The sequence below is a fragment of the Candidatus Rokuibacteriota bacterium genome (assembly GCA_016188005.1).
Taxonomy (GTDB): domain Bacteria; phylum Methylomirabilota; class Methylomirabilia; order Rokubacteriales; family CSP1-6; genus UBA12499.
The window spans coordinates 58077-83538 of sequence record JACPIQ010000086.1; the positions used below are offsets into that span (position 1 = coordinate 58077).

Annotated in this window: 28 protein-coding genes and 1 pseudogene; 5 read left to right on the forward strand and 24 right to left on the reverse strand. The window is 70.2% G+C overall.

Annotation, left to right across the window (positions count from 1 at the left end; all coding sequences use genetic code 11):
• Positions 1-9: 9 nt before the first annotated feature.
• The 4 genes and pseudogenes from HYV93_17085 to HYV93_17100 form a co-directional block, all read right to left on the reverse strand.
• Complete coding sequence (locus HYV93_17085) at positions 10-438, reverse strand: HIT family protein (protein ID MBI2527683.1); 429 nt, start codon at positions 436-438, stop codon at positions 10-12.
• Positions 435-1580, reverse strand: a complete 1146-nt coding sequence (locus tag HYV93_17090) for a pyridoxal phosphate-dependent aminotransferase (protein ID MBI2527684.1) — start codon at positions 1578-1580, stop codon at positions 435-437. Before HYV93_17090 ends, HYV93_17085 begins: the two co-directional genes overlap by 4 nt.
• A complete protein-coding gene (locus tag HYV93_17095; GenBank protein MBI2527685.1) occupies positions 1577-2320 on the reverse strand; it encodes a glycosyltransferase family 2 protein in 744 nt (247 codons plus the stop codon). The genes HYV93_17090 and HYV93_17095 overlap by 4 nt, the downstream gene beginning before the upstream one ends.
• Positions 2321-2326: 6 nt before the next feature.
• Positions 2327-3685: pseudogene (locus HYV93_17100) on the reverse strand (NAD-dependent malic enzyme).
• A 216-nt stretch (positions 3686-3901) separates the two neighbouring features.
• On the opposite strand from HYV93_17100, the gene HYV93_17105 reads away from it, so the two are divergent.
• Both HYV93_17105 and HYV93_17110 read left to right on the forward strand, forming a co-directional pair.
• Positions 3902-4483 carry a YceI family protein gene (locus HYV93_17105; protein MBI2527686.1) on the forward strand — a complete coding sequence of 194 codons (582 nt, stop codon included), beginning with the start codon at positions 3902-3904 and terminating at the stop codon, positions 4481-4483.
• Positions 4484-4735: 252 nt separating this feature from the next.
• Positions 4736-6214: a sigma-70 family RNA polymerase sigma factor gene (locus HYV93_17110; GenBank protein MBI2527687.1), complete on the forward strand. Its 1479-nt coding sequence runs from the start codon at positions 4736-4738 to the stop codon at positions 6212-6214.
• A gap of 75 nt (positions 6215-6289) precedes the next feature.
• Here HYV93_17110 and HYV93_17115 read toward each other — a convergent pair whose 3' ends face one another.
• The 16 genes from HYV93_17115 to HYV93_17190 all read right to left on the reverse strand — a co-directional run bounded on the left by HYV93_17115 (position 6290) and on the right by HYV93_17190 (position 21342).
• Positions 6290-7840 carry an acyl-CoA carboxylase subunit beta gene (locus HYV93_17115; protein MBI2527688.1) on the reverse strand — a complete coding sequence of 517 codons (1551 nt, stop codon included), beginning with the start codon at positions 7838-7840 and terminating at the stop codon, positions 6290-6292.
• A gap of 83 nt (positions 7841-7923) precedes the next feature.
• On the reverse strand, positions 7924-8439 hold the full coding sequence (locus HYV93_17120) for a DinB family protein (GenBank protein ID MBI2527689.1): 516 nt from the start codon (positions 8437-8439) through the stop codon (positions 7924-7926).
• A gap of 10 nt (positions 8440-8449) precedes the next feature.
• Positions 8450-8665 (reverse strand): biotin/lipoyl-binding carrier protein, encoded by a 216-nt coding sequence (locus HYV93_17125; GenBank protein ID MBI2527690.1) that lies wholly within the window; start codon positions 8663-8665, stop codon positions 8450-8452.
• Entirely contained in the window at positions 8658-10001 is a 1344-nt protein-coding gene (locus tag HYV93_17130; protein MBI2527691.1) for an acetyl-CoA carboxylase biotin carboxylase subunit, read from the reverse strand. Before HYV93_17130 ends, HYV93_17125 begins: the two co-directional genes overlap by 8 nt.
• A gap of 89 nt (positions 10002-10090) precedes the next feature.
• Complete coding sequence (locus HYV93_17135) at positions 10091-10972, reverse strand: branched-chain amino acid ABC transporter permease (GenBank protein ID MBI2527692.1); 882 nt, start codon at positions 10970-10972, stop codon at positions 10091-10093.
• Between the two features lie 201 nt (positions 10973-11173).
• Positions 11174-12154, reverse strand: coding sequence for a branched-chain amino acid ABC transporter permease (locus tag HYV93_17140; GenBank protein MBI2527693.1), 981 nt, complete (start codon positions 12152-12154; stop codon positions 11174-11176).
• A gap of 122 nt (positions 12155-12276) precedes the next feature.
• Positions 12277-14085, reverse strand: a complete 1809-nt coding sequence (locus HYV93_17145; protein MBI2527694.1) for an AMP-binding protein — start codon at positions 14083-14085, stop codon at positions 12277-12279.
• Positions 14085-14864 carry an ABC transporter ATP-binding protein gene (locus HYV93_17150; protein ID MBI2527695.1) on the reverse strand — a complete coding sequence of 260 codons (780 nt, stop codon included), beginning with the start codon at positions 14862-14864 and terminating at the stop codon, positions 14085-14087. Before HYV93_17150 ends, HYV93_17145 begins: the two co-directional genes overlap by 1 nt.
• A 73-nt stretch (positions 14865-14937) precedes the next feature.
• Positions 14938-15690: an ABC transporter ATP-binding protein gene (locus tag HYV93_17155; protein MBI2527696.1), complete on the reverse strand. Its 753-nt coding sequence runs from the start codon at positions 15688-15690 to the stop codon at positions 14938-14940.
• 109 nt (positions 15691-15799) lie between these two features.
• Entirely contained in the window at positions 15800-16996 is a 1197-nt protein-coding gene (locus HYV93_17160; GenBank protein ID MBI2527697.1) for an ABC transporter substrate-binding protein, read from the reverse strand.
• 71 nt (positions 16997-17067) lie between these two features.
• Positions 17068-18258: a DNA polymerase IV gene (gene dinB / locus HYV93_17165; protein ID MBI2527698.1), complete on the reverse strand. Its 1191-nt coding sequence runs from the start codon at positions 18256-18258 to the stop codon at positions 17068-17070.
• A 50-nt stretch (positions 18259-18308) separates the two neighbouring features.
• On the reverse strand, positions 18309-18875 hold the full coding sequence (locus tag HYV93_17170; GenBank protein MBI2527699.1) for an HDIG domain-containing protein: 567 nt from the start codon (positions 18873-18875) through the stop codon (positions 18309-18311).
• A complete protein-coding gene (locus HYV93_17175; protein MBI2527700.1) occupies positions 18875-19060 on the reverse strand; it encodes a helix-turn-helix domain-containing protein in 186 nt (61 codons plus the stop codon). Before HYV93_17175 ends, HYV93_17170 begins: the two co-directional genes overlap by 1 nt.
• Before the next feature lie 63 nt (positions 19061-19123).
• A complete protein-coding gene (gene cysE, locus HYV93_17180) occupies positions 19124-19795 on the reverse strand; it encodes a serine O-acetyltransferase (GenBank protein ID MBI2527701.1) in 672 nt (223 codons plus the stop codon).
• 15 nt (positions 19796-19810) lie between these two features.
• On the reverse strand, positions 19811-20188 hold the full coding sequence (locus HYV93_17185; protein ID MBI2527702.1) for an iron-sulfur cluster assembly scaffold protein: 378 nt from the start codon (positions 20186-20188) through the stop codon (positions 19811-19813).
• A complete protein-coding gene (locus HYV93_17190; GenBank protein MBI2527703.1) occupies positions 20188-21342 on the reverse strand; it encodes a cysteine desulfurase in 1155 nt (384 codons plus the stop codon). Before HYV93_17190 ends, HYV93_17185 begins: the two co-directional genes overlap by 1 nt.
• 37 nt (positions 21343-21379) lie before the next feature.
• On the opposite strand from HYV93_17190, the gene HYV93_17195 reads away from it, so the two are divergent.
• The 3 genes from HYV93_17195 to HYV93_17205 are packed head-to-tail and all read left to right on the forward strand — an operon-like array spanning position 21380 to position 22288.
• Complete coding sequence (locus tag HYV93_17195) at positions 21380-21697, forward strand: DsrE family protein (protein ID MBI2527704.1); 318 nt, start codon at positions 21380-21382, stop codon at positions 21695-21697.
• A 4-nt stretch (positions 21698-21701) separates the two neighbouring features.
• Entirely contained in the window at positions 21702-22058 is a 357-nt protein-coding gene (locus HYV93_17200) for a DsrE family protein (protein MBI2527705.1), read from the forward strand.
• Entirely contained in the window at positions 22058-22288 is a 231-nt protein-coding gene (locus tag HYV93_17205) for a hypothetical protein (protein MBI2527706.1), read from the forward strand. The genes HYV93_17200 and HYV93_17205 overlap by 1 nt, the downstream gene beginning before the upstream one ends.
• A 155-nt stretch (positions 22289-22443) precedes the next feature.
• Here the strand turns inward: HYV93_17205 and iscX are convergent, their stop codons facing one another.
• From iscX to hscB, 4 genes are read right to left on the reverse strand one after another with little or no spacing between them, the layout of a single operon-like run.
• Positions 22444-22644 carry a Fe-S cluster assembly protein IscX gene (iscX, locus tag HYV93_17210; GenBank protein MBI2527707.1) on the reverse strand — a complete coding sequence of 67 codons (201 nt, stop codon included), beginning with the start codon at positions 22642-22644 and terminating at the stop codon, positions 22444-22446.
• Entirely contained in the window at positions 22641-23057 is a 417-nt protein-coding gene (locus HYV93_17215) for a 2Fe-2S iron-sulfur cluster binding domain-containing protein (protein MBI2527708.1), read from the reverse strand. The genes iscX and HYV93_17215 overlap by 4 nt, the downstream gene beginning before the upstream one ends.
• Positions 23057-24883 (reverse strand): molecular chaperone DnaK, encoded by a 1827-nt coding sequence (dnaK, locus tag HYV93_17220; GenBank protein ID MBI2527709.1) that lies wholly within the window; start codon positions 24881-24883, stop codon positions 23057-23059. The genes HYV93_17215 and dnaK overlap by 1 nt, the downstream gene beginning before the upstream one ends.
• Positions 24861-25448: a Fe-S protein assembly co-chaperone HscB gene (hscB, locus tag HYV93_17225; protein ID MBI2527710.1), complete on the reverse strand. Its 588-nt coding sequence runs from the start codon at positions 25446-25448 to the stop codon at positions 24861-24863. The genes dnaK and hscB overlap by 23 nt, the downstream gene beginning before the upstream one ends.
• Positions 25449-25462: the final 14 nt, after the last annotated feature.

Consider the following 25462-nt stretch of genomic DNA (forward strand, 5'->3'; position numbering starts at 1 on the left):
GCCGGGGGGCTAGCGCGGAGCCGCCAGCGCTCGTCGCACCATCTCCAGGCGGTCGCGGAGCTGCCCCGGGGGGAGCGGGGCCGGGTCGTGCGGGACCCGCCACACGGGCCAGCGCGGGTCCGGGTCGCCGGCCAGGCGCGGGACCAGGTGCCAGTGGATGTGCGGGACCTGGTTGCCCAGCAGCTCGTAGTTCAGCTTCACGGGCCGGTACACGGCGGCCAGCGCCCGGGCCATGTCCGTCACGTCCTCGATGAGCGCGGCCCGCTCGCCGGCGGTGAGATCGTAGAGCTCCTCGGCGTGGCGGCGGAGGATGACGAAGACCCAGCCGGGGAAGTACTGGTCCCGGTTGAGGTACGCGCGGGAGACGGCAAGGTCGGCGATGAAGTGGTCGCCCTCGCCCGCCACCTGCTCGCACATCGGGCACGGCCTCTGGCTCACCGGCGGCGCGCCTCCAGGAAGCGTCCGATCCGCACCAGCGCCTCCTGGATGCGCTCCAGTGAGTTGGCGTAGCACACGCGCAGGTACCCCTCGGCGTTGCGTCCGAAGTCGATGCCGGGGGTCAGCGCGACATGCGCTTCGCGGAGGATCTCGAACGCGAAGGCCAGGGAGTCGCCCGTGTACGCGCGGGCGTTGGCGAGCACGTAGAAGGCCCCCGTCGGCGGTGCGCCCACGCCGAGGCCGATGCGCCTGAGCCCGGCCACCATGGCGCGGCGGCGCTCGTCGAAGATGCGGCGCATGCGCGCGGCGTCCGCCCCCGCCTCCTTGAGCGCGGCCAGCGCCGCCCACTGGACGAACTCGTTGGTCGAGATGAAGAAGTTGCCGTGAGCCGCCGTCAGCGGGCGGATGAACTCCCGCGGCGCGATCAGGTAACCGAGCCGCCACCCGGTCATCGCGTAGGCCTTGGAGAAGCCGTTCAGCACGAAGGCGTGGTCGGTGAACTCGAGGATCGAGTGCTCCGGACCCTCGTAGGTCAGCCCGTGATAGATCTCGTCGGAGACGATCCAGGGGCCGAGACCGGCCAGGGCCTCCATGCGCTCGGTGGAGAGCACCGTGCCCGTGGGATTCGCGGGCGAGTTGATCAGGATGGCCCTGGTGCGCGGCCCGAGCGCTTCCCGCACCGCCCCGGGCTCGAGCTGGAAGCCATCGTCCTCCTCGACGGGCACAGAGACCGGCTCCCCGTCTGCGTACTTCACGAACTTGGGATAGCAGGCGTAGTGCGGGTCGGAGAGCAGCACCTGGTCGCCGCGCTCGAGCAGCGTCATGAACAGGAGGAGCATCGCCGGCGAGGTGCCGGCCGTGACCAGGATCTGGTCGGGCGAGAGGCTCACGCCGTAGCGTTCGTGGTAATGCTCCGCGATGGCCTCGCGGAGGGGGAGGATCCCCTGGGTGTGGACGTAGCGGGTGCGGCCGTCCTTGAGTGCCTTCTCCGCGGCTTCGCGGATCACCGGAGGGGTGTCGAAGTCCGGCTCGCCATACTCGAGGTGGATGATGTCGATCCCCTGGCGCTCCAGCTCCTGGGCCTTCTGAAACACCTCGACCGCGAGGAACGGCTCGATCTCCAGGGCGCGGCGGGCGATCATCGAGCGCTCCTGGGGTCGCGGGAGAGCGCGCGCCGGAGGCCGGCGGCCACGATCTGCGCCAGCATGCGCGGGCCGTCCTTGAGCACTCCGACCTTGGATCCGGGCTGGTCCGTCCAGTTGATGGGCACCTCGGCGATCCGGTACCCGCGGCGCTGGGCCAGCAGCACGAGCTCGACGTCGAAGCCGAACCCGTCGGTGCGGAGCGCCGGGAAGAGGTCGTCCGCCACCGCCGCCCGGAACAGCTTGAAGCCGCACTGGGTGTCCACCACGCCGGAGACACCGAGGGCGCGGACGAGGCGGCTCCACACCTGGCCCGCCAGCATCCGGTGGGCCCGCGCCCGCACCACCACCGAGGGATCGGGCAGCGCGCGCGACCCGACGGCCAGGTCCGCCCCGGCCTGGATCGCGGCCTCCAGTCGCTTGACCTCCACGATAGGCGTGGCGCCATCGGCATCCGCCATGAGCCTGAGGGTACCCCCGACGGCCATCATCCCGGCCCGCACGGCGAAGCCCTTCCCGCGATTGGCCGGGAGCACGTGGAGCCGTACGCCGGGGTGGACACGGGCCAGATCGCGGACCAGGGCGCCGGTCGCGTCGCGACTGCCGTCGTCCACCACGAGGACCTCGTAGGGCTGGTCCCGCCCGTCGAGGTAGGCCACCACCTCCTTGAGGTAGGCGGGCAGGCGGGCGGCCTCGTTGTAGGCCGGGATGACGACTGACCAGGCGGGTGCCGCGGACACGGCCGCCTAGAACCAGAACTGCGTGTCGGCGCGGCGGCGCCGGTGCGCCACGCCGGTCCGCTGCGCGGCCCGGAGGACTTCCCGGGCGACGGCAGGAGCCACCTTCTTGTTGAACACGCTCGGGATGATGTACTCGGGGCCGAGCTCGCTCCTGTCCACGCAGGCCGCGATGGCGTGGGCCGCAGCGATCTTCATCTCATCGTTGACACTCCGGGCCCGCGAGTCGAGGAGCCCGCGGAAGAAGCCGGGGAAGCAGAGGACGTTGTTGATCTGGTTCGGGTAGTCGGAGCGGCCCGTGGCCAGCACCCGGACATGCCGCTCCGCCTCCTCGGGCTGGATCTCCGGCACCGGGTTGGCCATGGCGAACACGATGGCGTCCCGGGCCATGCGCTTGACGTCCCGCACCGTGAGTGCCCCGGACACAGACAGCCCGATGAAGACATCCGCCCCCTCGATGGCCTCCGACATCCGCCCCTTGAGGTTCTGCGGGTTGGTCGCCTCGGCCACCCAGCGCTTCATGAAGTCCAGTCCCACGGGCCGGCCGCGGTAGATGGTCCCGTGCTCGTCCACGCCGACGATGTGGCGGATGCCCAGGGCCAGGAGGATCTTGATGGCCGCGGTGCCGGCGGCGCCGACGCCGGAGACCACCACCCTGAGGCGCCGAGGGTCCTTCTTGACGATCTTGAGCGCGTTGAGCAAGGCCGCCAGCACCACCACGGCCGTGCCGTGCTGATCGTCGTGGAACACGGGAATGTCCAGCTCCTTGCGGAGCCGGTCCTCGACCTCGAAGCAGCGGGGCGCGGCGATGTCCTCGAGGTTGATGCCACCGAAGGAGGGCGCCAGGAATTTCACGGTCTGCACGATCTTGTCCGGGTCCTTCGTGCCGAGGCAGATCGGGAAGGCGTCCACGCCGGCCAGCTCCTTGAAGAGCATCGCCTTGCCTTCCATCACCGGCAGCGCCGCCGCCGGGCCGATGTCGCCGAGTCCGAGGACCGCCGTGCCGTCCGTGACGACTGCGACCATGTTCCGCCTGATGGTCAGCGTGAAGGCGCGGTCTACGTCCTCGTGGATGGCCAGACACACCCGGGCCACGCCCGGGGTGTAGGCCATCGAGAGATCATCGCGCGTCCGGATCGGCACCTTGCTCGCGATCTCGATCTTGCCGCCCCGGTGCATGAGGAAGGTCCGGTCCGAGATGTTGGCGACCTTCACCCCGGCGATCCCCTTGAGGTTCCCGATGATCTCCTGCCCGTGACGACCGTGGCTGGCCTTGATGGTGATGTCGCGCACGACCCGGTTGCCCGTGGTCTCCACGAGGTCCACGGCACCGATGTCCCCACCGGCCCGGCCGATGGCGGAGGTGACCTTGCCGAGCATGCCCGGCCGGTTCCGGATCTCCAGACGCACGGTCAGGCTGTAGGAAGCACTCGGAGCGGGGGCGCTCAACAGGATCCTCCGGGCAAAGGCGGAACCTCTCGTCGCATCAAGCCGTTTGACGATACGGCCCGACTGCGCCCGGTGTCAAACGTTTTTCCCGCCGCCCGGTTGACCCTCGGCCCGGACGCATGATATCCCACCTGCATGTCTCTGCGGATCGGCATCTTCTGCCTGGGGCTTCTGCTCGCCGTCACCTCCGCCCAGGCCGAGCCCCGGCGCTGGACTGTCGTCGCGGGGAGGAGCCAGGTGTGGCTCACCGCCTCCTTCCCGCTCGGAGACTTCACCGGGCGAACGGAGGACCTGGGCGGCGAATTCCTCGCCGATCCCACCGATATCCGGCAGGGGGTGACGGGGACCCTCCGGGTCAACGCCACGACACTGCGCACGGGCGTTGACGGGCGGGACCGGGACATGCGCCAGGCGCTCGGCGTGGACGGCCATCCCGAGATCCGCTTCGTTGTCCAGGCCGTCGAGCCGTCGTTCAGCTCCATCACGGAGGCCGCCGACGTGCTCCTGGCCATCACGGGGTCCATGATCATCCGCGGAGTGGAGCGCCCCATGACGGTTCCGGGTCGCGTGCGCTTCCGGAGCGACCAGCTCTGGGTGCGCGGCGAGTCCCGCCTGAGAATGACCGACTTCGGGATCACGCCCCCCCGACGGCTCTTCCTCACCGTCCGCGACGAGGTGGGCGTGGCTTTCGACGTCACGCTCGCACCTGCCCAGTAGCCCGCCCCCCTGGGGGCCCGGGGCCGAATAGGCCCACTCGCTGACGCGTCTACCGTCCATGGGGGCATCCGGGACGACCCCACCGACCCGTCGGGGCCTGCCCGAACGGAGTTTCCCTGAAACGGCGGGGGGCTCGGTCCACTCTAAAGTCCTACGGGAGCGTGATCCATTCCGGGTCACTGGCCCCTAGACTCGCGGGAGACGAGGCAAACGATGACATTCCGAGAGAGCGAAAGCCCAACAAATGCAGAGATGACCGGCACTTGGGGGGAGCAGCCGGCCCCCCGTGCCAGGGCGCGCCGGGCCCCCACCCTCGTGGCCACCGAGGTGGACCCGGCCGTCGAGGGTGAGTCCCCCGACGTGCCGGTGAGCCTGGACGGCGCTATAGCCCTGCCCGAGGCGGCGCTCGAGCCCTCCGCCCCCGAGGGCGAGGACCCGGTGCGCATCTACCTCAAGGAAATCGGCAAGGTCCCCCTGCTGAACGCCGAGAAGGAGGTGGCCCTCGGCAGGCGCATCGAGGCCGGCCAGATCCAGCTCCGCGGGGCCCTGGGCGAGATCCCCATGGCCGTGGACAGGCTGCTCACCCTGATGGACCGTGTCCGACGCGGGGAGCTGCCCCTGGACGATCTCATCCTGCTGCCGGACGGCGGCGAGCCCGAGCCCGAGCAGCTCAAGCCCATCCTGGCAACCTTCGCGCGGATCCGCCGGCTGGAGCGGGAGATCCAGCGGCTCCAGGAGGCGCTGGCTGACAGGCGCCGGTCGAGCGCCACCCGCGCCAGCTACAACAAGTGGATCGCCGAGAACCGCGCGGCCATCCGTGGCCTCGTCGAGAAGCTGCCGCTCCGGCCCGCGCTCGTGGACGAGATCGTGGCCGACAGCCGCCGCGTGGTCGAGCAGATGCGTGACCTGCGCAGCGGCAAGGAGCTGCGCGCTGTCGAGAGCCAGGTCGGGCTCCGGCGCAAGGCCCTCGTAGCAGCGCTCTCGGTCATCGAGAAGCACGATCGGGTCGTGCGCCAGGCCAAGAAGGAGCTGATGGAGGCGAACCTCCGCCTCGTGGTCTCGGTCGCCAAGCGCTACCTGGGCAGCGAGCTCGGGCTGCTGGACCTCGTCCAGGAGGGCAACATCGGCCTCATGAAGGCCGTGGACCGCTTCCAGTACCGCCGGGGGTTCAAGTTCTCCACCTACGCGACGTGGTGGATCCGCCAGGCGATCACACGAGCCATTGCCGACCACTCGCGCACCATCCGCATCCCGGTCCACATGGTCGAGACGCTGAACCGCATCTCGCGCGTGAACCGGATGCTCGTCAACGAGATGGGGCGCGAGCCCACGCCGGAGGAGCTGGCGCGGCGCACCGGGGTGCCCGCCAGGAAGGTGCGGCTGATCCTCGAGTCCTCGCGCAAGCCCCTGTCGCTGGAGACGCCCATCGGCGAGGACTCGGACCTCGGCGACTTCCTCGAGGACAAGACGGCCGAGTCCCCCAACGAGACCCTGATCACCCAGGACCTCACCACCCAGGTGGAGCGGGCGCTGTCCACGCTCTCCCCCAAGGAAAAGGAGATCCTGCGGCTGCGCTTCGGCATCGGCGAGGAAGGGGAACACACCCTGGAGGAGGTCGGCCGGCGCTTCTCGGTGACGCGCGAGCGCATCCGCCAGATCGAGACCAAGGCCCTGCGGAAGCTCCGGCACCCGCTCCGCGGCCGCGCCCTCCGCGCCTTCGTCGAGAACTAGCGCCGGGGGCGGAGGCGGGCCCATCTGCGGAGGTACGGCGCCCTCGCACGCAGAGCGGCCCGTTTGAGCGGGGTGCTACACGGGCATGATCCCGTGCTTCTTCCAGGGACGCTGCACCTGCTTCGTGCGCGCCATCTCCAACGCCCGGATGACCACGGGCCGGGTCTCCCGCGGGTCGATCACGTCGTCGATGAAGGCCCCCCCGGCGGCGATATACGGGTTGATCAGCTTCCGGAAGTCCTCGACCCGCCGGGCCCGCTCCGCGTCGGGATCCGCCGCGGCCGCGATCTCCTTCCGGAAGATGATGTTGGTCCCGCCCTCGGGCCCCATCACGGAGATCTCCGCCGTGGGCCACGCCACGATGAGGTCCGGCTCGTAGGCCTTGCCGCACATGACGAAGTAGCCCGCGCCATAGGCCTTCCGCAGGACGACGGTGACCTTGGGCACCGTGGCCTCGCTCACCGCGTAGAGCATCTTGGCCCCGTGACGGATGATGCCCTGCCGCTCCACCTTGGAGCCCACCAGGAACCCCGGCACGTCCTGCAGGAACACGAGCGGGATGTGAAAGGCGTCACAGAGCATGATGAAGCGCGCGGCCTTGTCGGCCGAATCCACGTCCAGCGCCCCGCCCAGCACCATGGGCTGGTTGGCCACGATCCCCACGGGGCGGCCGCCCAGGCGGGCCAGGCCGGTGATGAGGTTCCGGGCCCACGCGGGCTTGATCTCGAAGAAGCGGCCGCCGTCCACGACGTGCGCGATGACCTTCTTCATGTCGTAGGCCTTGCGGGCGCTGTCGGGCACGATGCTCAGCAGCGCCTCGTCCATCCGGTCGGCGGGATCCCCGCAGGGAGCGACGGGCGGCTGCTCCAGGTTGGAACCGGGGAAGAATGACAGGTACTCCTTGATGGCGTCGATGCACGCCGCGTCGTCGGTCACCTCGAGGTCGGCCACCCCCGAGACCTCGGTGTGCACCTTCGATCCGCCCAGCTCCTCGGGGGTGATGTCCTCGCCCACCACGGCCTTGACGAGCGGAGGCCCGCCCAGCGCCATGTGGCTCGTCCCCTTCACCATGAGGACGAAGTCCGAGAGCGCCGGGATGTAGGCCGTGCCGGCGGCGCCCGGGCCCATCATGGCGGCCACCATCGGGACGACCCCGGACATGATGGATTCCTCCCGGAACAGGAAGCCCGACTGGGCGAAGGTCGAGCCGATGGCCTCCTGGATGCGCGCCCCCGCCGAGTCGATCAGCCAGACCATGGGCATGCGCTTGGTGAGCGCGATCTCCCGGGCGCGATTGCACTTGATCTCGGCGGTGCGCCCCATGGACCCCGCCATCACCGTGAAGTCGTACGCGATGACGGACGCCAGGCGGCCGTTGATCTTGCCGAAGCCCGTCACGACGCCATCGGCAGGCGTCTCCTTGCCGCGCATGGCCGGCGAGATGTTGGCATGCGTCGCCAGGATGCCGATCTCGCTGAACGAGCCAGGGTCGAAGAGCCGGTCGAGCCGCTCCCGGACCGTCAGCTTCCCGTCGGCGTGCTGCCGGGCGATGGCCTCGGGCCCGCCCATGCCCGTGGCACGCTCACGGCGCGCCTTGAGATCATCCACCAGCTCCTTCATTCCCATGAGCACATCCCTTTCGCCGGCGACGGGCGGGCCCTGTGACCGCCCATGTCCGCTCGCCTCGGCTGCGGCCGCGGCTCGCCCGGCTAGCCCTTCACCTGCCCGGAGACGATCAGGTGGTAGAGGGCCAGGTCGGTGGCCGGCGGGGAACCGCTCACCATGGTCAGCATCGTGGCGACCTCGCTTCGATGATGCGTGGCGTGATTGGCCACGTGCTGGAGCAGCTGCCAGAGAGGGAGCGTGTACGGCTCGCCCCGGATGTTCCGGTACGCCACCAGCCGGGCGAGGCCGTCTCCGGGTAGCCCCTCGACGAACGCCCGCTGCTCCGACTCGAAGGCGTCCCAGCGGGCCCGCAGGTCGGCGAGCGTGGCGAAGTCTCGGCCGGCGGGCAGCCCCGTCGGGGAGCGGCCCTGCCAGCGCTCGAGCCACACCCAGTCCGCGGCGTAGATGTGCCCCAGCATGCCCTTGAGCGTCGGAAAGCTCCACTGGGTGCCCAGATCGCGGGCGGCCGTCTCGTCTCCGAGCGCCGCCGTGACGTCGAAGAGCCTTCGGTTCGCCCACCAGTGGAACTGGTAGAGCCCGCGGATCATCTCGAGGGTCATGGTGGCCTCCTCAGTCCAACACCGCGACCGTGTCCCCCTCCTGGACGGTCTGCCCCTCGGCCACCCTGATCTCCCTCACGGTGCCCGCGCGGGGGGCCTCCACGGGGATCTCCATCTTCATGGACTCCAGCACGATGACCGGATCGCCGCTTGCCACCTCGTCACCGGCCTTGGTCGTGATCTGGAAGACCACCCCCGTGATGTGCGCCTTGACGTCCTCAGCCATTGAACGCTCCTTCCTCGACCATCTGTGTGTGGACCCTGCCTTCCCGGAACGCGGCGCTCTGGAGCACCCGCCGGTGGAACGGGATCACGGTGGCGACCCCCTCGACGACGACGGCGCCGAGGGCGGCCTCCATGCGGGCGCGCGCCTCCTCCCGCGAGGAGCCCCAGGCGATCAGCTTGGCCAGCAACGGATCGTAGTGTACCGAAACCTCGACCCCTTCGGCGACCCCGCACTCGAGCCTGACTCCCGGCCCCACGGGCAGGATCAGACGGGCGATCCGGCCGGGCGAGGGCATGAAGCCCCTGGCCGGGTTCTCGGCGTAGATCCGGCACTCGATGGCGGCGCCGCGCTGCGGGATCTCCTCCTGCGCCCACGGCAGCCGCTCGCCGGCGGCCACCCGGAGCTGGGCCGAGACCAGGTCGAGCCCGGTCACTTCCTCGGTCACGGGATGCTCCACCTGGAGCCGCGTGTTCATCTCCAGGAAGTAGGCGTCCTGCCCCTGGACGATGAACTCCATCGTGCCGGCGTTCACGTAGCCCACGGCGCGGGCCCCGGCCACGGCGGCCGTGGTGAGGCGCTCCTTCAGCGCGGGATCGAGCCCCGGTGCCGGGCTCTCCTCGAGGAGCTTCTGGTGCCGGCGCTGGATCGAGCACTCCCGCTCGTGCAGGTGGACGACGTGGCCGTCCCGGTCCCCGAACACCTGCACCTCGATGTGCCGCGGCCTGTCGAGATAACGCTCCACGAAGAGGGCCGCCGACCCGAAGGCGGCCTGGGCCCGCCGCTGGGCCGTGGCGAAGGCGGCCGCCAGGCCGGCAGCCTCGGCGACGCGCACCATCCCGATGCCCCCGCCGCCGGCAGCGGCCTTCAGCATCACGGGGTAGCCGATCTGCCCTGCGAGCTCTGTCGCGCGCTCGATCGTCTCGAGCGCCCCGTCGCTGCCGGGGACCACGGGAACGCCCGCGGCGGCCATGAGCCAGCGTGCCTGGATCTTGTCGCCCATCTGCTGGATGACCCGCCACGGCGGGCCCACGAAGACGAACCCCGCCTCCTCGCACGCCTTGGCGAAGCGCCAGTTCTCCGAGAGGAAGCCGTAGCCGGGGTGGATGGCCTCGACCCGCCCCGCGCGCGCGGCCTCCAGGACCCGCGCGGGGGCGAGATAGCTGTCGCGGGCTGGCGCCGGGCCGATGGGAATCGCCTCGTCGGCCTCCCTCACGTGGGGCCAGTCGACGTCGGCCTCCGAGTGGACCGCCACCGCGCGGATGCCGAGGGCCCGACAGCCCCGGATGATGCGGCAGGCGATCTCTCCGCGATTGGCGATCAGGACGCTGTGGAACACCAGGCCTCAGGCGCACGCGACCGCGTGATGTGATGGCACGGCTGTGCGCGGAGTGTAGCCGAAGGCTCCGCGGAAGGCAAACGGCCCCGCTACACGCGCTCCTTGAACTCCTTGCCCAAGAGCCCCTCGGGACGGACCAGCAGCACCACGATGATGATCAGGAAGGCCAGCGTGTTCTTGAACTGGATGGTGAAGTAGGCGCCCGTGAGGCTCTCGGCCACCCCCAGGATCAGCGCCCCCAGCACCGCCCCGGGCAGGCTGTTGAGCCCCCCCAGCACCGCCGCCGCGAACCCCTTGAGGAAGGGATCGAGCATGAAGAAGGGGTCCAGCAGGAGCGCCGGTGCCAGGAAGATGCCGGCCACCACGCCCAGCGCCGAGGCCGCGCCCCAGGACACCGAGAGGACGAGCCGCGTCGGGATGCCGAGCGTCTGCGCCGCCATCACGTTCTCCGAGGTCGCACGCATGGCCAGCCCGAGCCGCGTCTTCTGGACGAGCAGGTAGAGGAGCACGCTGCCCAGGACGCCGGCCGCCATGGTGGCGAGCGCCAGCTGGCTCACCACCACGGCGCCCAGCTGGTAGGTCTTCGTGTCCGAGATCGGGAACGGGAGCGACACCGGCTCCGCTCCCCAGAGGTACACGACCATCCCCTGGATGATCAGCGCCAGGCCCAGCGTGAGGATCACCATGCCAAGCAGGTTGGCCCCCGCGCGCTGCGCCCGGACGAGCACGGAAAAGTAGAAGGCGATCCCCACCGCCGCTCCCACGCCGAGGCTCCCCAGGAACGCCACGGGGAAGGAGTAGTTGTTGGAGAGCAGGGAGAAGGAGACGAACGTGGCCAGGGTTGCCACGTCGCCGTGGGCGAAGTTCAGCACCCGCGTCGAGCGGTAGATGAGTACGATGCCGAGCGCCACGAGTGCATACAGGCTCCCCGCCGAGAGCCCGGTGAGCGTGTACTGGAGCAGCTTGTCCACCGGCCTACCGGGCCCGCCGGGACAAACGGCGAGCCAGACGAGGCCCCGTGGTGCGAGCCGCAGCCACAGGCGAGGCGAGCGACGAAGGAGGCTGCGGCGACCGAGAACGTGGCCGGGCGAGCCGGAGCCGAAGGCCAGGCGAGCAGACCCGGGAAGCCGGCGAGCCTGAGCGAGCCATGGCGAGGCCAGCTGCCCCGGCGGTCATCGGAAGGGCCAGAGCTGGAAATAGAGCCGCGTCTTGAGCCACAGCCCGAACAGCCCCAGGGGCTGGAACATCAGGACCAGGAGGATGGTCAGCCCGTACACCACCGGCACCATCTCCCGGAAGTTGGCGAAGACCTTGGGCACCAGGATGACGAAGGCCGCCCCCAGGATCGAGCCCTCGATGGAGGCCACCCCGCCGATGATCACCGCCACGAAGAGCGTGATGGACTCGAGGATGTTGAAGATCTGGGGCTCGATGTGCCCCAGCACCTGCGCGTACAGCGCCCCATGTACCCCCGCGTAGAACGACGAGAGCGCGAAGGCCAGCAGCTTGTAGCGCGTCAGGTTGACCCCGTTGACCTCGGCTGCGATGTCCGAGTCCCGGATGGCGACGAAGGCCCGGCCCACGAAGGATGAGATGAGGTTGTAGGTCGCCAGGGTAAAGCCGGCGAGGAGGAGCAGGTACACGCAGTACTCGTAGCGCGTGCTCGACAGCCCGAGCATCGGCTTGAGCTTCGCGATGGCCAGCCCCGATCGCCCGCCGGAGAGCACCTCCCAGTTGACGAAGATCTGGTACACCGCCACCCCGAACCCCAGGGTCGCGATGGAGAGGTACGGCCCCTTGAGCCTGAGCGAGGGGAAGCCCACCACCACCCCCGCCAGCGCCGCCAGGAGGCCGGCGCCCGCGAGGGCCGCGAGGAACGGCGCCCCCCAGATGCGGAAGTGTCCAAAGCTGAAGGCGCCGATGGCGAGGAAGCCCGCCTGGCCGAAGGAAATCTGCCCGGTGTAGCCGATGAGCAGGTTCTGCCCCAGCACCCCGATGGAGTACAGCGCCACCAGCGTGCCGATGAAGACCATGTAGTCCGGCGCCACCCACGGGAACACGGCGACGGCCGCCAGGAGCAGCGCCAGCAGGGCGCGCGTGATGCGCTTGCGGGCGAAGCCCACGTCCTGCCGGTAGGACTCGACGAGGTCCATGCGCGCTTACGCTCGCGGGATTCCCATATCCGCTCGGCTCGCCTCCGGCTACGCCTCGCCCCCTCGCTCCGCTCGGCGCATCCCCGTATCCGCTCGGCTCGCCTCCGGCTGCGCCTCGCCCATCAGCCGCTGTAGAGCCTCGTGATGAGATCGGCGTAGCGCGTCTCGAGAGAGCGCCGCTTCACCTTCTTCGTCGGCGTCACGTCGCCCTCCTCCTCGTAGAAGCGCCGAGGGAGCAGCGCGATCTTCTTGACGCTCTCGACCTGGGACAGCGTCCGGTTGACCTTGTCCACCTCGGCCTCGATGAGCCGGACAACCTCGGGGTTCTGGGTCAGGTCCTGGAAGGTCGTGAACGGGAGCCGGTGGTCCTGGGCGTACTTGGTGACGTTGTCCTCGTCGATGAGGAGGAGGGCCACGAGGTACTTCCGGCGGTCACCGACCACCACGGCGTCCTGGATGTACGGGCTGAACTTGAGCTTGTTCTCGATGTACGCGGGCGTGATATTCTTGCCCCCGGCCGTGATGATGATGTCCTTCTTCCGGTCGAGGATCTTGAGGTAGCCGTCCTCCCACGCGCCCACATCGCCGGTGTGCAGCCACCCGTCCCGGTCCACGGTCTGCGCCGTGAGGTCGGGATCCTTGAAGTACCCCTTGAAGACGTGGGGGCCGCGCGTGAGGATCTCGCCGTCGTCGGCCAGCATCACCTCGACCCCCGGAATCGCCTGCCCCACCGTGCCCACCCGGGGGTGCTCCACCCGGTTCACCGAGATGACGCCGGTGGATTCCGTCTGCCCGTACCCCTCGATGAGCGGGATGCCCAGGGCGTGGTAGTACTCGAACAGCTCGGGCGAGGCGGGCGCGGCGCCGCACACGGCGATGCGCGTGCGGTCGAAGCCCAGCCGGCGCTTGAGCGGCGCCAGCACGGCCCAGTATGCCAGGCGATACAGGAGCCGCAGCCCGAGGGAGGGGCCCCGGGGGGAGTACTTCACGCGCGCGTACCGCCGCCCGACCGTCACGGCCATCCGGTACAGCGCGCGCTTCAGCCGCGTGGAATCGGCCATGCGCAGGTCCACGGTCGAGGCGAGCTTCTCCCAGATACGCGGCACGCTGGCGAAGTAGGTCGGCGAGACCTCGCGCAGGTTCTGGAACAGCGTGTCCATGCTCTCCACGAAGTTGACGACGTACCCGATCCTGATCGCCTGGAAGACGGAGATGAGGTTCTCGTAGATGTGGGCGAAGGGCAGGTACGAGACCACCTCGTCGTCGGGCGCGCCGGGATTGACGGCCATCAAGGCGTCCGTGGTCCAGAGGATCGATGCGTGGGAGAGCATGGCCCCCTTGGGCGGCCCCGTGGTTCCCGACGTGTAGATGATCATCGCCGTGTCGTGGGGTGCGACGGTCCGCCGCCGCTCCTCCACCGCACCGGGATGCACCTCGGCGAATGCCATTCCTCGCTTCAGGAAGTCGTCGAAGAAGACGACCCGGTCGTCCGTGAAGCCCCAGAGCCCCTTGGCGTCCCACACCACCACCCGCTCGACCTTCGTCTCGCCCACGATGGTCAGCACCTTGTCCAGCTGCTCCTCGTTCTCGAGGAAGATCAGGCGGGCCTCGGAGTGGTTCAGGAGGTACCTGATCTGCTCCGGCGCCGACGTCGGGTAGATGCCGCAGGTCACTCCCCGCGCGGTCTGGATCCCGACGTGGCAGTAGAGCCACTCCGGGCGGTTCTCCCCCAGCACCGCCACGTTCTCCTGCGGGCGGAGCCCGAAGGCCAGGAGCGCGGCCGCGACCTTGTCCACCTCCTCGCCGTACTGGCGCCAGGTCACCCGGTGCCAGACGCCGTACTCCTTGTACCGGAGCGCCAGCCGGTCGCCCAGCTCTGCGACCCGCTCCGCGAAGAGCGCCGCCAGCGTGGTCCCGTGCGCGTCCGTCATCACCAGCGCCTCCTCTTGCGGTAGAGCCGCCACCCCTTGGCCGGCGTCTCGGCCGCCCCGAGCCCGAGATAGACCTCCCGCACGTCCTCGTTCTCGCCGAGCTCACGCGCCGTCCCCTCCAGCACGACGCGCCCGGCCTCCATGATGGCTCCCCGCTGCGCCGCCTGCAGCGCCAGTCGCGCGTTCTGCTCGACGAGCAAGATGGTCGTCCCCGTCCGGCTGATCGTGGCCAGCGCCTCGTAGACGTTCTTTGCGATCCGAGGGGCCAGCCCCAGCGATGGCTCGTCGAGCATGAGGAGCCGCGGCCGCCGCAGCATGGCCCGCCCGAGCGCCAGCATCTGCTGCTCGCCCCCGGAGAGAGTCTCCGCCTCCTGGCGCGCGCGCTCCTTGAGGATCGGGAACATGCCGTAGACGAACCCGAGATCCGTGGCGGTCCCGGCATCCCGCCGCCCCCAGAGCCCCAGCGCCAGGTTCTCCGCGACGGTGAGCTCCTTGAAGAGCCCCCGGTCCTCGGGCACGTAGACGATCCCGAGGCGGGCGACGGCCTCAGGCTGCCACCCGTCGATGCGCCGGCCGCCGAACAAGATCTGCCCCTTCTTCGGCTGATCCTTCAGCAGCCCCGCGATGGTCCTGAGCAGCGTGGTCTTCCCCGCCCCGTTGGGGCCGAGCACGGTGAAGATCTCCCCTTCGTGGACCTCGAGCGAGACCCCGAACAACGCGTAGATCCGGTCGAAGTAGAGCGTCTCGATGCTCGAGACCTGGAGGAGCACTGTCGTCATGGATCGTCCGCCCGGCAGCCGGGCCTGTTCGCGCTAGCGCTCATCGGGTCCTGGACGCAGCCCGCGCGTCTCATCACTCGCCCAGGTACGCCTTGATGACGTCGGGGTGACGCTGCACCTCCGCGGGCGTGCCCTCGGCGATCTTCACCCCGTGGTCCAGCGCCACCATCCGCCCGGCCAGGCGCGAGGCCACGCGCAGGTCGTGCTCCACGAGGAGGATCGTGATCCCGAAGCGCCCGCGGATCTCGTGGATCCAGTAGCTGAACTCCTCCTTCTCCTCCTGGGTGAGGCCCGACACCGGCTCGTCCAGCAACAGGAGTCGCGGCTCCGTCGCCAGGGCCCGGCCCAGCTCCACCCGCTTCTGGACCCCGTAGGGGCAATCGGCCACCCGGCCCTTCCGCACCGCCTCGAGGTTGAGGAACTCGATGATCTCCTCGCAGCGCCGCCGGTGGCGGTTCTCCTCCCCCCTGAGCCGCAGCACGGCGTGGAGGAAGTTCTTCCTGAAGTGCAGGTGCCGGCCGACCATGAGGTTGTCCAGCACCGACATGTTGTGGAAGAGCCGAAGGTTCTGGAAGGTGCGGGCGACACCGAGACGGGTGATGGCGTCCGGCGACCGGCCCAGGAGACTCTCCCCACGGAACGCGAGAGCTCCCGCCGTCGGCGTGTAGATACCCGTGATGCAGTTGAACAGCGACGTCTTGCCCGAGCCATTGGGCCCGATGACCGCCAGCGTCTCCCCCTCCGCGATCGCGAGCCCCACCTCCTGCAGCGCGCGGATCCCCCCGAAGTGGAGCGAGAGGTCCTTGACCTCGAGCAGAGCCCCCATGGCTCAGGGCGGCGCGGTGACGGTCGGCGGGGGAATGCGGCGCGAGCGAGCGGGGGAGCGCCCCTCGGGCGCCCCCCCGGCTGTCCCGGTCAGTGGCCAGCTCCCTCGTCTAGAAGTGGGGCGGGAAGGGCTGGTAGCCCGTGATGACGGTGAAGGAGGCGTCGGCCGCCTTCTTGGCCTGCGCCATCCGGATCGGGTTGAGACCGTGCCGGCGGTTCGGCCCCCAGGTGATGGGTGCCGTCAGCTTCTCGGGCGTCCAGTCCTTGATGCTCTCCATGGCCTCGATGAAGCCGTCGCGCGTCAGGTTTCGCCCCGCGCGCTTCAGCCCCTCCACCGTCGCCATCATTCCGACCACGCCGGCCAGGGCAAAGCTCTCGCGCCCCTTCAGCTTCGGGTCCTGCTTCACGATGATGTCGATGATGCGGTCGGCCTCCGGCTCGCCCGGCACCGCACCGGTCAGGTTGTAATAGGCTCCTTCCCAGAGTTCGCCCAGGAGCCTGAACATCACGTGCCGGTCACCCAGGGGAAATGAGGCGAAGATCTTCGGCCGGTAGCCGGCCTTCGCCATCTCCTTGATGAGCCCCGCCCCGTGGGTCGCGGTGGAATAGATGATGACGGCGTCCGCCCCCGACTCCTTGACCTTGAGGGCATGCGTGCTGAGCTCGCGGTCGGCGACCTCGTAGGAGACCTCCGCCGCCAGCGACACCGCGCCGCCGAGCTTGCTCACGCCCCGCTTCACGCCGTCGAGGCCACCCTTGCCGTAGTCGTCGTTCTGGTAGAAGATCGCGAGCTTCTTGGCCCCGCCGAGCTTGGCGGCCTGCTGGACGAGGAAGGCTCCCTCGTCGCCGTAGTCGGGGTAGACCATGAAGACGGTGCGGAGCTTCTCCCTGGGCTGCTTGGCGAAGACCTGCGGGTTGCCATACGGCCAGATGGTGGGCAGCTTGGCGTCGGCCACGTTGTCCTTGTTGGCGTTGAGGACAGCCGTCCCGAGCAGCCCGACCAGCGCGAACACCGAATCCTTCATCTCGTTGACGTTGGCGACGGCGCGGCCGGGGTTGTAGCCGTCGTCCTTGAGGACGGTCTTGAGCTTGCGGCCGTGGACACCACCCTGCTCGTTGACGTACTTCGCCCACGCCTCCGCGCCCAGCGCCGTCGTCCCCCAGGCCGCAGCCGGGCCGGAGAGCGGGGTGGTCAAGCCGAGGGTGACCTCGGTGTCGGTGACGCCGGGGGTCTTGGGCTGGGCCAGGGCCGGCGTCACGCCGAGAGCGACGACGAGCAACGCGGCTCCGAGAAGTCTCAGTTTCATGGGTGGGCCTCCTCCTGCGGGTTGCGCTCCTGAAAAAGGCTAGCCGAGTATAGGAATGGCCGCCTGCAAAGTCAACGCGCTTGACCCCTTGGCGGTTCCGGCTCGGCCCGTGATGCCCCTCTCCCGGTGCGGCGCCGGCCGGACAGCAGGCTCGCGGGGAGCACCGCCTCGTCCCCGAATCGCGCCTGCAGCCGGTCGAGGGCGCCGGCCAGTCGCTCCCGTCGCACCGCGTCGGGGGCCAGGAGCGACAGCTGCCCGCGCGCTGCCGGCCCCAGTCCTGCGGCCGAGATCCCGATCAGTCTGACCGGCTGCGTCAGCCGCAGGCGCTCCAGGAGGGCGCTCGCCTCCCGATAGATGACGAGCCCGTCCTGGGTCGGCTCGGTGCTGTGGGCGCGCGTGAGTGTGGAGAAATCGGCGAAGCGGACCTTGAGCGTCACCACGCGGGCGGCGTAGCCCTCGCTCCGGAGCTCACGGGCGATGCGCTCCGCCTGGGCGCGGAGCGTGGCCTGCAGCCGCGCGGGGTCGCGGTGGTCGGCGTCGAACGTCTCCTCGGCGCCCATGGACTTGGGCGGGGCGAAGGGCTCCACGGGCCGCTCGTCCAGTCCGCGCGCCAGGGCGCTGAGGGCTGCGCCGGATGCGCCGAAGCGCGCCGCGAGGTGGGCCACCGGCACCTGCGCGAGCTGGCCGATGGTGCTGATCCCCATGGCCCCGAGCGCCCGCTCCGTCGCGCCTCCGACTCCCCAGAGCCGCCCAATGGGCAGCGGTGCCAGGAACTCGGCCTCGCCTCCGGGCGGGACCACCACGAGCCCGTCCGGCTTGCGCAGGTCGGAGGCCACCTTGGCGACGAACTTGTTGGCGGCCACGCCCACGGAAGCCGTCAGTTGAATCCCGGCCCGGACCCGCCGCTTGATCTCGGCGGCGATGGCCCGGCCAGGGCCGAACAGCGCGCGGCTCTCGGTAACGTCCAGGAAGGCCTCATCGATGGAGAGCGGCTCGAGGCGCGGCGTGAAGTCGGACAGGATGGCCATGATCTCGCGTGAGACGCGGGCGTACTTGTCACGGTCCACGGGAAGGAAGACGGCGTCCGGACAGAGGCGAGCCGCGCGCCCGATGGGCATGGCCGAGTGCACCCCGAATCGGCGCGCCTCGTAGGAGGCGGCCGAGACGACCCCGCGTCCCCCGGGCGAGGCGCCCACGATGACCGGCCGGCCGAGGAGCTCGGGGCGGTCGCGCTGCTCGACGGACGCGTAGAAGGCGTCCATGTCCACGTGGAGGATCGTCCGCACCGCGGGTGGAGATCCGGCCACCGGGGCTACTGCGGGGCGCCCCCGAGGCCCAGGCGCGGGGCGGCAGCGGTGAGGGCCTCGATCAGGAAGGCCAGATGCTCGTCCAGCGGGATCCCCAGCTCCTCCGCGCCGCGATACACGTCGGCGCGGTTCACCGTCCGGGCAAAGCCCTTGTCCTTGAGCTTCTTCAGCACCGAGCCGACCTCGAGCCCGTGGATGCTCCTGCCGGGCCGAACCAGCGCGCACGCGGTGAGGAAGCCGGCGGGCTCGTCGCAGGCGTAGAGGGCCCGGTCCAGGCGGGAGAGGCGGGGACAGCCGGAATAGTCAGCATGCCCCAGGATCGCGTAGACGGTCGGCTCCGGCACCCCGCGGGCGCGGAGAATCTCCGCTCCCTTCATCGGGTGCTGGGGCGCGGTCGGATGCACCTCGTAGTCGAAGTCGTGGAGCAGCCCCGCGATGCCCCACGTCTCGGGGTCCCCGTCGTAGCGGGCCGCGTAGGCCTGCATCGCGGCCTCCACGGCCAGGGCGTGCTTGCGGAGGTTGTCAGACCGGGTGAACTCGGTGAGGAGCCCCCAGGCTCCATCCCGATTCATCATGGTGTGCGGTGAGCGGCCTGCCGGAGACGCCACTTGTCGATGGACTTCTTGGAGAAGAGCCACTGCCCGTCGTGGTGGAGCGAGGGGATCTGGCGCTCGGCCGCCAGCCGGGCCACGGTCTGCTCGTCCATGGCCAGGTACCTGGAAGCCTCCTTCACGGTCATCGCGTCCTTGGGAACCACTCCTGTCTCTCCTCCCGTCTGGGGCGGCCGGCGTCACGCCGGGCCGCGCGTCGGTCTCGCGCGTCAGTCTCCCGCGGGCGTGGGCGTCTTGACCCCCTGCTTGAGCGCCTCCACCTCCACCTCCAGGGCATGGATGCGGTCGAGCAAGCTCTCCACGGTCCGCGCCAGTGGGTCGGGGAGATCCACCTGGTCGAGGTCGATCCCGCCCTTCACGCGCTGGCCGTTGCGGTATGTTACCCGTCCCGGCACGCCCACCACAACCGAGTTCTCGGGCACCTCGCGCACGACCACCGACCCGGCCCCGATCCGGCTGCCCGCTCCGATGCTGAAGGCCCCGAGGATCTTGGCCCCCGCGCCGACGACGACGTTGTCTCCGAGCGTGGGATGGCGCTTCTCCCGCCTGAGGCTCGTGCCCCCGAGCGTCACCCCCTGGAGGAGGGTGACGTTCTCGCCGACCTCCGACGTCTCGCCGATGACCACGCCCATGCCGTGGTCGATGAAGAGCCCGTCGCCGAGCTGCGCGGCCGGATGGATCTCGATGCCGGTCAGGAACCGGCTGAGATGGGACACGAAGCGCGCTGCGGTGAGCCAGCCCTGCCGCCACAGCCAGTGGGCGAGGCGATGGTGCCAGATCGCGTGTACGCCGGGGTAGCAGAGTATGACCTCCAGCGCGGAGCGTGCCGCCGGGTCGCGCTCGAGCACCGTTCGAACATCCCGCCTCATCCGGTCAAGCATGTCGCGCTCCCGTGATCATGTTCTCCCCGCCCGCCCGAGGGCGTCCCGCGCCGCCGCCCTGATGGCCGCCGACACCACCTCGGCCGCGTGCGCCCGATCCTCCGGCAGCCCCCCCACGGCCCGCTCGACCCGCGCGCTGCTCAGCTCCACCAGCTCCGCCAGCTGGGCTCCCGTGATCAGCTCGGTCCCGGCGCTGGAGGTGGCGATGGTGGGCCCGCACCCGTAGGACTGGAAGCGCGCCTCCACCACCTGACCGCCCCGCACCCGCAGGTACACGCGCGCCAGGTCCATGCACTCCGGGTACTCGCCCTCGCCCACCCCGTCGGGCTCCCGCATCATGCCCGCATTCCGTGGATTCCGGAAGTGGTCCACGAGCGTCTCGCTGTACCGCACTAGACCCTCGCGGGGGACAGGCTTCGCAGCCTGGCCACCAGCGGCACCACCGCCTCGATGACGTAGTCGATGTCCTCGGCCGTCGTGCTCCGGCCCAGCGAGCAGCGCACGGAGCCCATGGCCCAGTCCACCGGCACGCCCATGGCCACGAGGACGTAGGACGGCTCCACGTTGCCCGAGGTGCACGCCGAGCCGGCCGACACGCCGATCCCCTTGAGGTCGAGCCCGAGCACGATGGACTCGGACTCCACGTGGCGGAAGCACACGTTACACGTCCCCGGGAGCCGCCGGGTCGGATGCCCGTTGAGACGCACCTCGTGCGAAACCGCGCTGATGCCCTGCCAGAGTCGGTCGCGGAGCGCGGCGAGGCGGGGCGCTTCGGCCTCCATGTCGCGCCCCCGGATCTCCACCGCGCGGCCCAGGCCCACGATGCCCGGCACGTTCTCCGTGCCGGCCCGCCGGTGGCGCTCGTGCTCCCCGCCGTGCTGGACGGCGACCAGCTTCGTCCCCTTCCGTATGTACAGGCCGGCGACGCCCTTCGGTCCGTAGATCTTGTGGCCCGAGAAGGACAGAAGGTCGATGCCGAAGCCCTCCACGTCGACGAGGATCTTGCCGAAGGTCTGCACCGCGTCCACGTGGAAGGGGATCCCGCGCTCGCGCGTCAAGGCGCCGACGGCGGCCACCGGCTGGAGGGTCCCCACCTCGGAGTTGGCGTGCATGAGGGACACCAGGATCGTGTCCGGCCGGAGCGCCCGCTTCACGTCGTCGGGGTCCACCATCCCATATCCGTCCACCGGCACGTACGTCGCCTCGAAGCCCTGTGTCTCCAGCGTCTGGCAGGTTCGCAGGACCGCGTGGTGCTCGATGGCGGAGGTGATGATGTGCCCGTGCCCGCGGGCCGCCGCCACCCCCTTGATGGCGAAGTTGTCGGACTCGGTGCCGCCCGAGGTGAAGACGATCTCGTCCCTGCCGGTGCGGAGGAAGCCCGCCACCTGCTCGCGGGCGGTCTCCACGCCGTCGCGGGCCTCCCGCCCGAAGGCATGGACGCTCGACGGGTTGCCGAAGCGTTCGCCGAAGTAGGGCAGCATGGCCTCCAGCACCTCCGGGTGCACCGGCGTGGAGGCATTGTGATCGAGATAGACGCGGCGGTTCATTGACGCTCCTCTCTCACGATGTTAGGCTGACCTCGCCATGGATCTCGCCGGTCGCAAGCTCGGCCTCATGGTTTCCACGGAGCCCGCCCACCCGAACCTCCAGACGGCCCTGGGCCTGTCGGAGGCGGCGCTCGCGCGCGGGGCCGAGGTGTACCTCTACCTGATCGACGACGGCGTCGTGGCCGTCGAGGACGTGCGCGTCCAGGCGCTGGCGGAGCGCGGAGCCAGGCTCTTCGTGTGCGCCTACGGCTGCCAGAAGCGGCGACTGCCGCTCTCCGAGCGAGCCACCAACTGCGGGCTCGTGGTGCTCACCGACATCATCGCGGGCACGGACCGCTTCCTGGCCCTCAACTAGCCGCGTGGCTGGCAACGAGTCCGTGCTCGCCATGATCTCGGAGGATCCCCGGACGTCGCACCGGGCCAACGAGGCCATGCGCATCGCCCTCGGCGTCGTGGCCGGCGAGAACGACGTCGCCATCGTGCTGACGGACGGGGCCGTCCACCTGCTCGACGACGAGACCGACGACCTTGTGGACGGCGATGACATCGCCCGGTACCGCTCCGCCCTGAGGAAGCTCGACGTCCCCTTCCACGTCGACGCGAGCGCCATCCCGGCGGGGCCCGACTGGAACGGCGAGGGGCACAGGATCATCCCCGTGACGCCCGAGGCCATCGCGCGGCTCGCAGCCTCCGCCCGGCGCTTCGTCATCTTCTGATGCCTCGCTACCTGCATCTCCTGAAGTCCGACTCCGGACAGCTGGCGGCGCCCGTGATCGAAAGCATCGGGCGCGAGCCAGACTCCTCGGTAACGGTCGTCCTGCTGGACGACGCCCCACCCCCGCCGCTGCCCCACACCGCCCGCCTCCTGCGGCTGGGCGACGCCCCCCTCGACTACTCCGGGCTGCTCGACCTCATCTTCGAAGCCGACCGCGTGATCGTGTGGTAGGGCGAGGTGAGGCGCGCCACGCGCCGAGCCGAGCGGAGATGGTGGGAGGGCGAGGTGAGGCGCGCCACGCGCCGAGCCGAGCGGAGATGGTGGGAGGGCGAGGTGAGGCGCGCCACGCGCCGAGCCGAGCGGATGTGGCAGTCGTCCCCGTCTCTTCATCGGTCCCGCCACTCGTCGAGCCACTTCATCTGGATCGCCTCCAGTATTCCCTCGCTGGAGGCCTTCGGATCGTCGCCGAACCCGGGGAGCTCCACGGTCCACCGGTGCAGGTCACTGAACCGCACCGTCAGCGGGTCGGTGTCCGGGTGCCGCTCCGACAGCGCGAGCGCGATCTCCTCGGCATCCGCCCACTTCATAGCTCGCTCACGCTCGCCCCCTCGCTCCGCTCGGGGGGATCTCCATATCCGCTCGCCTCGCCTCCGGCTGCGGCTCGCCCCCTCGCTCCGCTCGGGGGGATCTCCACCACCACGTCGCCGCGGACGATGGCCTGGCAGCCGAGGCGCGAGCGCAGCGTCAGACCCTCCGCCGTGTCGAGCCTGTCCTCCTCGTCCGCCTCCATCGGCGACAGGTTGCCCTCTCCCTCACGGACGATGACGTGGCAGGTGGTGCAGGCGCAGGCGCCGCCGCAATTGTGCTCCAGGGGAACGCTGCTCGCCAGCGCGATGTCGAGCAGCGAGCCCGGGCGGCCGTGGTCGGCCAGCGGGTACTTCTCGTCGTCCACCTCGACGGTGACGTGCAGCGGAAGGAAGGTCACCTTGTGCGTCGCCATCACTTCGATCCCAGGATCTCGTCGGCCCGCCTGGAGCTGAGCGCCCCCCTGAGGGCCGCGCCCATCATAACCTCGGCCAGCCGCGCGGTCGCCCTGTTGAGCGTGATGGTGCGCTCGCGGATCAGGTCGCGGTCCTGGCCGCTCCGGGCCTCCCGGAGGGCCTGCAGCGCCGCCCGGATCCCAGCCAGCTCCCCGGCGCTCACGAGCCCCGCGCCCTGAGCCATTGCCCGCTCGACATGGGTCATCACCGTGTCGGCCTCGGTCCGGGCCTCGATGAGCAGGCGGGCGGTGACGTCCTCCTCGGCGTGCTCGAAGGACTCCTCGACCATGCGCGCCACCTCGGCCTCCGTGAGGCCGTAGGTCGGCCGGACCTCGATGGCGGCTTCCTTGCCTGTCCTCGCCTCCCGGGCGTGGACCTGCAGGATGCCGTTGGCGTCGATGAGGAAGGTCACCTCGATCTTCGGCATGCCCGCCGGCATGGGATCGACACCCGACAGCTCGAAGCGCGCCAGTGAGCGGTTGTCGCGCGCCAGCTCGCGCTCCCCCTGCAGCACGTGCAGGTCCACGGTCCCCTGCCCGTCCACCGAGGTGGTGAAGAGCTCCTTGGCCATCGTGGGGATGGTGGTGTTGCGCGGGATGAGCACGCTGACGACACCGCCGAGGGTCTCGATCCCCAGGGACAGCGGCGTCACGTCCAGCAACAGCATGTCGGTGATCCCGCCGGCCAGGATCTGCGCCTGGACGGCCGCCCCCAGCGCCACCACCTCGTCGGGGTTGAGGTGGCTGTGCGGCACCCGGCCGAAGAGCTCATGCACGCGGCGCCGCACGAGCGGCACCCGCGTCGAGCCGCCCACCAGCACCACCTCGTCGATCCGATCGGGCGTGAGGCCGGCGTCCTTGAGCGCGATCCGGCAGGGCCCGAGGGTCGCCTCCACCAGCGGCCCGATCAGCCCCTCGACCTCCACCCGCGTGAGCTCGCGGTGATAGGTGAATCTCTCGAAGGGGAGCGTGAGCAGCGTCCGGTCGTCGAAGGAGAGGCGGCACTTGGCCGCCTCGGCCCCGAGCCGGAGCTCCTGGCGCGCCTCGGGGTCCTTCGACAGGTCCACCGCGTGGGTCTCCCGAATGTCGGCCAGGAGCCACTCCACCAGCACGCGGTCGAAGTCGTCGCCGCCCAGCTGGGTGTTGCCGTGGGTGGCCAGCACCTCGAAGATGCCGTCCTTCACGCTCAGGATGGAGATGTCGAAGGTGCCTCCGCCCAGGTCGTAGCCCGCGATGGTCCCCTGGGCGAGCTTCTGGAGCCCGTAGGCCAGGGAGGCGGCCGTCGGCTCGTTCACGATCCGGAGGACATCGAGGCCGGCGATGCGGCCGGCATCCTTGGTGGCCTGGCGCTGGCTGTCGTTGAAGTAGGCGGGGACGGTGATCACCGCCTGCTCCACGGGCTCCCCGAAGAAGGCCTCGGCGCGCTGCCTGAGCGCCCGCAGGACATGGGCCGACACCTCGGGAGGCGTCACGGCGCCGTCGCCGACCTTGATCCTCAGCACGTCGGCGCTGGCCAGGAACTCGAAGGGGCAGTGACAGAGCTCATCCTGGATGTCCTCGTACCCCCGGCCCATGAAGCGCTTGACGGAGTAGATGGTCCGGGCGGGGTTCCGGACGAGCTGGCGGCGAGCGGGCTCGCCCACGAGGACGCCGTCGGGGGTATACGCGACGATGGAGGGCAGGAGGGCCCGGCCTTCCGGGTCGCGGATCACTCTGGGGACACCGTCCTCGACATGGGCGACGAGGCTATTGGTCGTTCCCAGGTCAATGCCGACGATGCGAGACATGCCCCTCCTCTTCTTCTCCCAGGGCGTCACTCAAGTCCTCGATCACCGTGCCCAGGTAGGCCCGGGCGGCGAGCCGCTGCTTGAACCAGTCGAGGAGCCCCCGGCGGTCTCCCTGCCCATCCACCGCCGCGTCCCACGCCGGGGCCCGGGCGGCGATGGCCTCCTCCTCGCTGGCCCGGCGTGCGATGAGCCGCTGGCGCTCCGCGTCGAGCCGCTGGCGGGAGGCCTCGTCGAGCCCCGCGGCCCGGGCCTCCTGGAGCGCTTCCTGCACCTCCAGCATCTCCTCGAGGAGATCCATGGGCGCCCGCGGCCTCGCCTCGTCGCCCTCCCGGCCTTCCTCCAGGGCGACGAGGTACTCGACCCGGCCCAGCGGGTCTCGGAGCGCCCGATACGCCCGATTGACGAGCGCGGAGGCCGACAGCGCCCGGGCCTGGGCCTCTTCGGACGCCCCCTGGTGGAAGTCCGGATGGTGGACACGCGAGAGCTCGTAGAAGCGGCGCCGGAGCTCCTCCGGGTCCAGCCGGAGCTTCCTCGGCAGCCCGAACACCGCGAAGTAGTCGTTCATGTTCTCTCGACATG

Excerpts from the sequence above, each read along its gene's own strand:
- dinB (MBI2527698.1), bottom strand. The coding sequence starts at position 18,258 with ATGGACGCCTTCTACGCGTCCGTCGAGCAGCGCGACCGCCCCGAGCTC.
- HYV93_17125 (MBI2527690.1), bottom strand. The coding sequence starts at position 8,665 with ATGGCTGAGGACGTCAAGGCGCACATCACGGGGGTGGTCTTCCAGATC.
- HYV93_17155 (MBI2527696.1), bottom strand. The coding sequence starts at position 15,690 with ATGGGGGCTCTGCTCGAGGTCAAGGACCTCTCGCTCCACTTCGGGGGG.
- HYV93_17140 (MBI2527693.1), bottom strand. The coding sequence starts at position 12,154 with ATGGACCTCGTCGAGTCCTACCGGCAGGACGTGGGCTTCGCCCGCAAG.
- HYV93_17090 (MBI2527684.1), bottom strand. The coding sequence starts at position 1,580 with ATGATCGCCCGCCGCGCCCTGGAGATCGAGCCGTTCCTCGCGGTCGAG.
- HYV93_17205 (MBI2527706.1), top strand. The coding sequence starts at position 22,058 with ATGCCTCGCTACCTGCATCTCCTGAAGTCCGACTCCGGACAGCTGGCG.
- HYV93_17170 (MBI2527699.1), bottom strand. The coding sequence starts at position 18,875 with ATGAATCGGGATGGAGCCTGGGGGCTCCTCACCGAGTTCACCCGGTCT.
- HYV93_17160 (MBI2527697.1), bottom strand. The coding sequence starts at position 16,996 with ATGAAACTGAGACTTCTCGGAGCCGCGTTGCTCGTCGTCGCTCTCGGC.
- HYV93_17195 (MBI2527704.1), top strand. The coding sequence starts at position 21,380 with ATGGATCTCGCCGGTCGCAAGCTCGGCCTCATGGTTTCCACGGAGCCC.
- dnaK (MBI2527709.1), bottom strand. The coding sequence starts at position 24,883 with ATGTCTCGCATCGTCGGCATTGACCTGGGAACGACCAATAGCCTCGTC.
- hscB (MBI2527710.1), bottom strand. The coding sequence starts at position 25,448 with ATGAACGACTACTTCGCGGTGTTCGGGCTGCCGAGGAAGCTCCGGCTG.
- HYV93_17150 (MBI2527695.1), bottom strand. The coding sequence starts at position 14,864 with ATGACGACAGTGCTCCTCCAGGTCTCGAGCATCGAGACGCTCTACTTC.
- HYV93_17115 (MBI2527688.1), bottom strand. The coding sequence starts at position 7,840 with ATGGGAATGAAGGAGCTGGTGGATGATCTCAAGGCGCGCCGTGAGCGT.
- HYV93_17120 (MBI2527689.1), bottom strand. The coding sequence starts at position 8,439 with ATGACCCTCGAGATGATCCGCGGGCTCTACCAGTTCCACTGGTGGGCG.
- HYV93_17105 (MBI2527686.1), top strand. The coding sequence starts at position 3,902 with ATGTCTCTGCGGATCGGCATCTTCTGCCTGGGGCTTCTGCTCGCCGTC.
- HYV93_17215 (MBI2527708.1), bottom strand. The coding sequence starts at position 23,057 with ATGGCGACGCACAAGGTGACCTTCCTTCCGCTGCACGTCACCGTCGAG.
- HYV93_17145 (MBI2527694.1), bottom strand. The coding sequence starts at position 14,085 with ATGACGGACGCGCACGGGACCACGCTGGCGGCGCTCTTCGCGGAGCGG.
- cysE (MBI2527701.1), bottom strand. The coding sequence starts at position 19,795 with ATGCTTGACCGGATGAGGCGGGATGTTCGAACGGTGCTCGAGCGCGAC.
- iscX (MBI2527707.1), bottom strand. The coding sequence starts at position 22,644 with ATGAAGTGGGCGGATGCCGAGGAGATCGCGCTCGCGCTGTCGGAGCGG.
- HYV93_17190 (MBI2527703.1), bottom strand. The coding sequence starts at position 21,342 with ATGAACCGCCGCGTCTATCTCGATCACAATGCCTCCACGCCGGTGCAC.
- HYV93_17110 (MBI2527687.1), top strand. The coding sequence starts at position 4,736 with ATGACCGGCACTTGGGGGGAGCAGCCGGCCCCCCGTGCCAGGGCGCGC.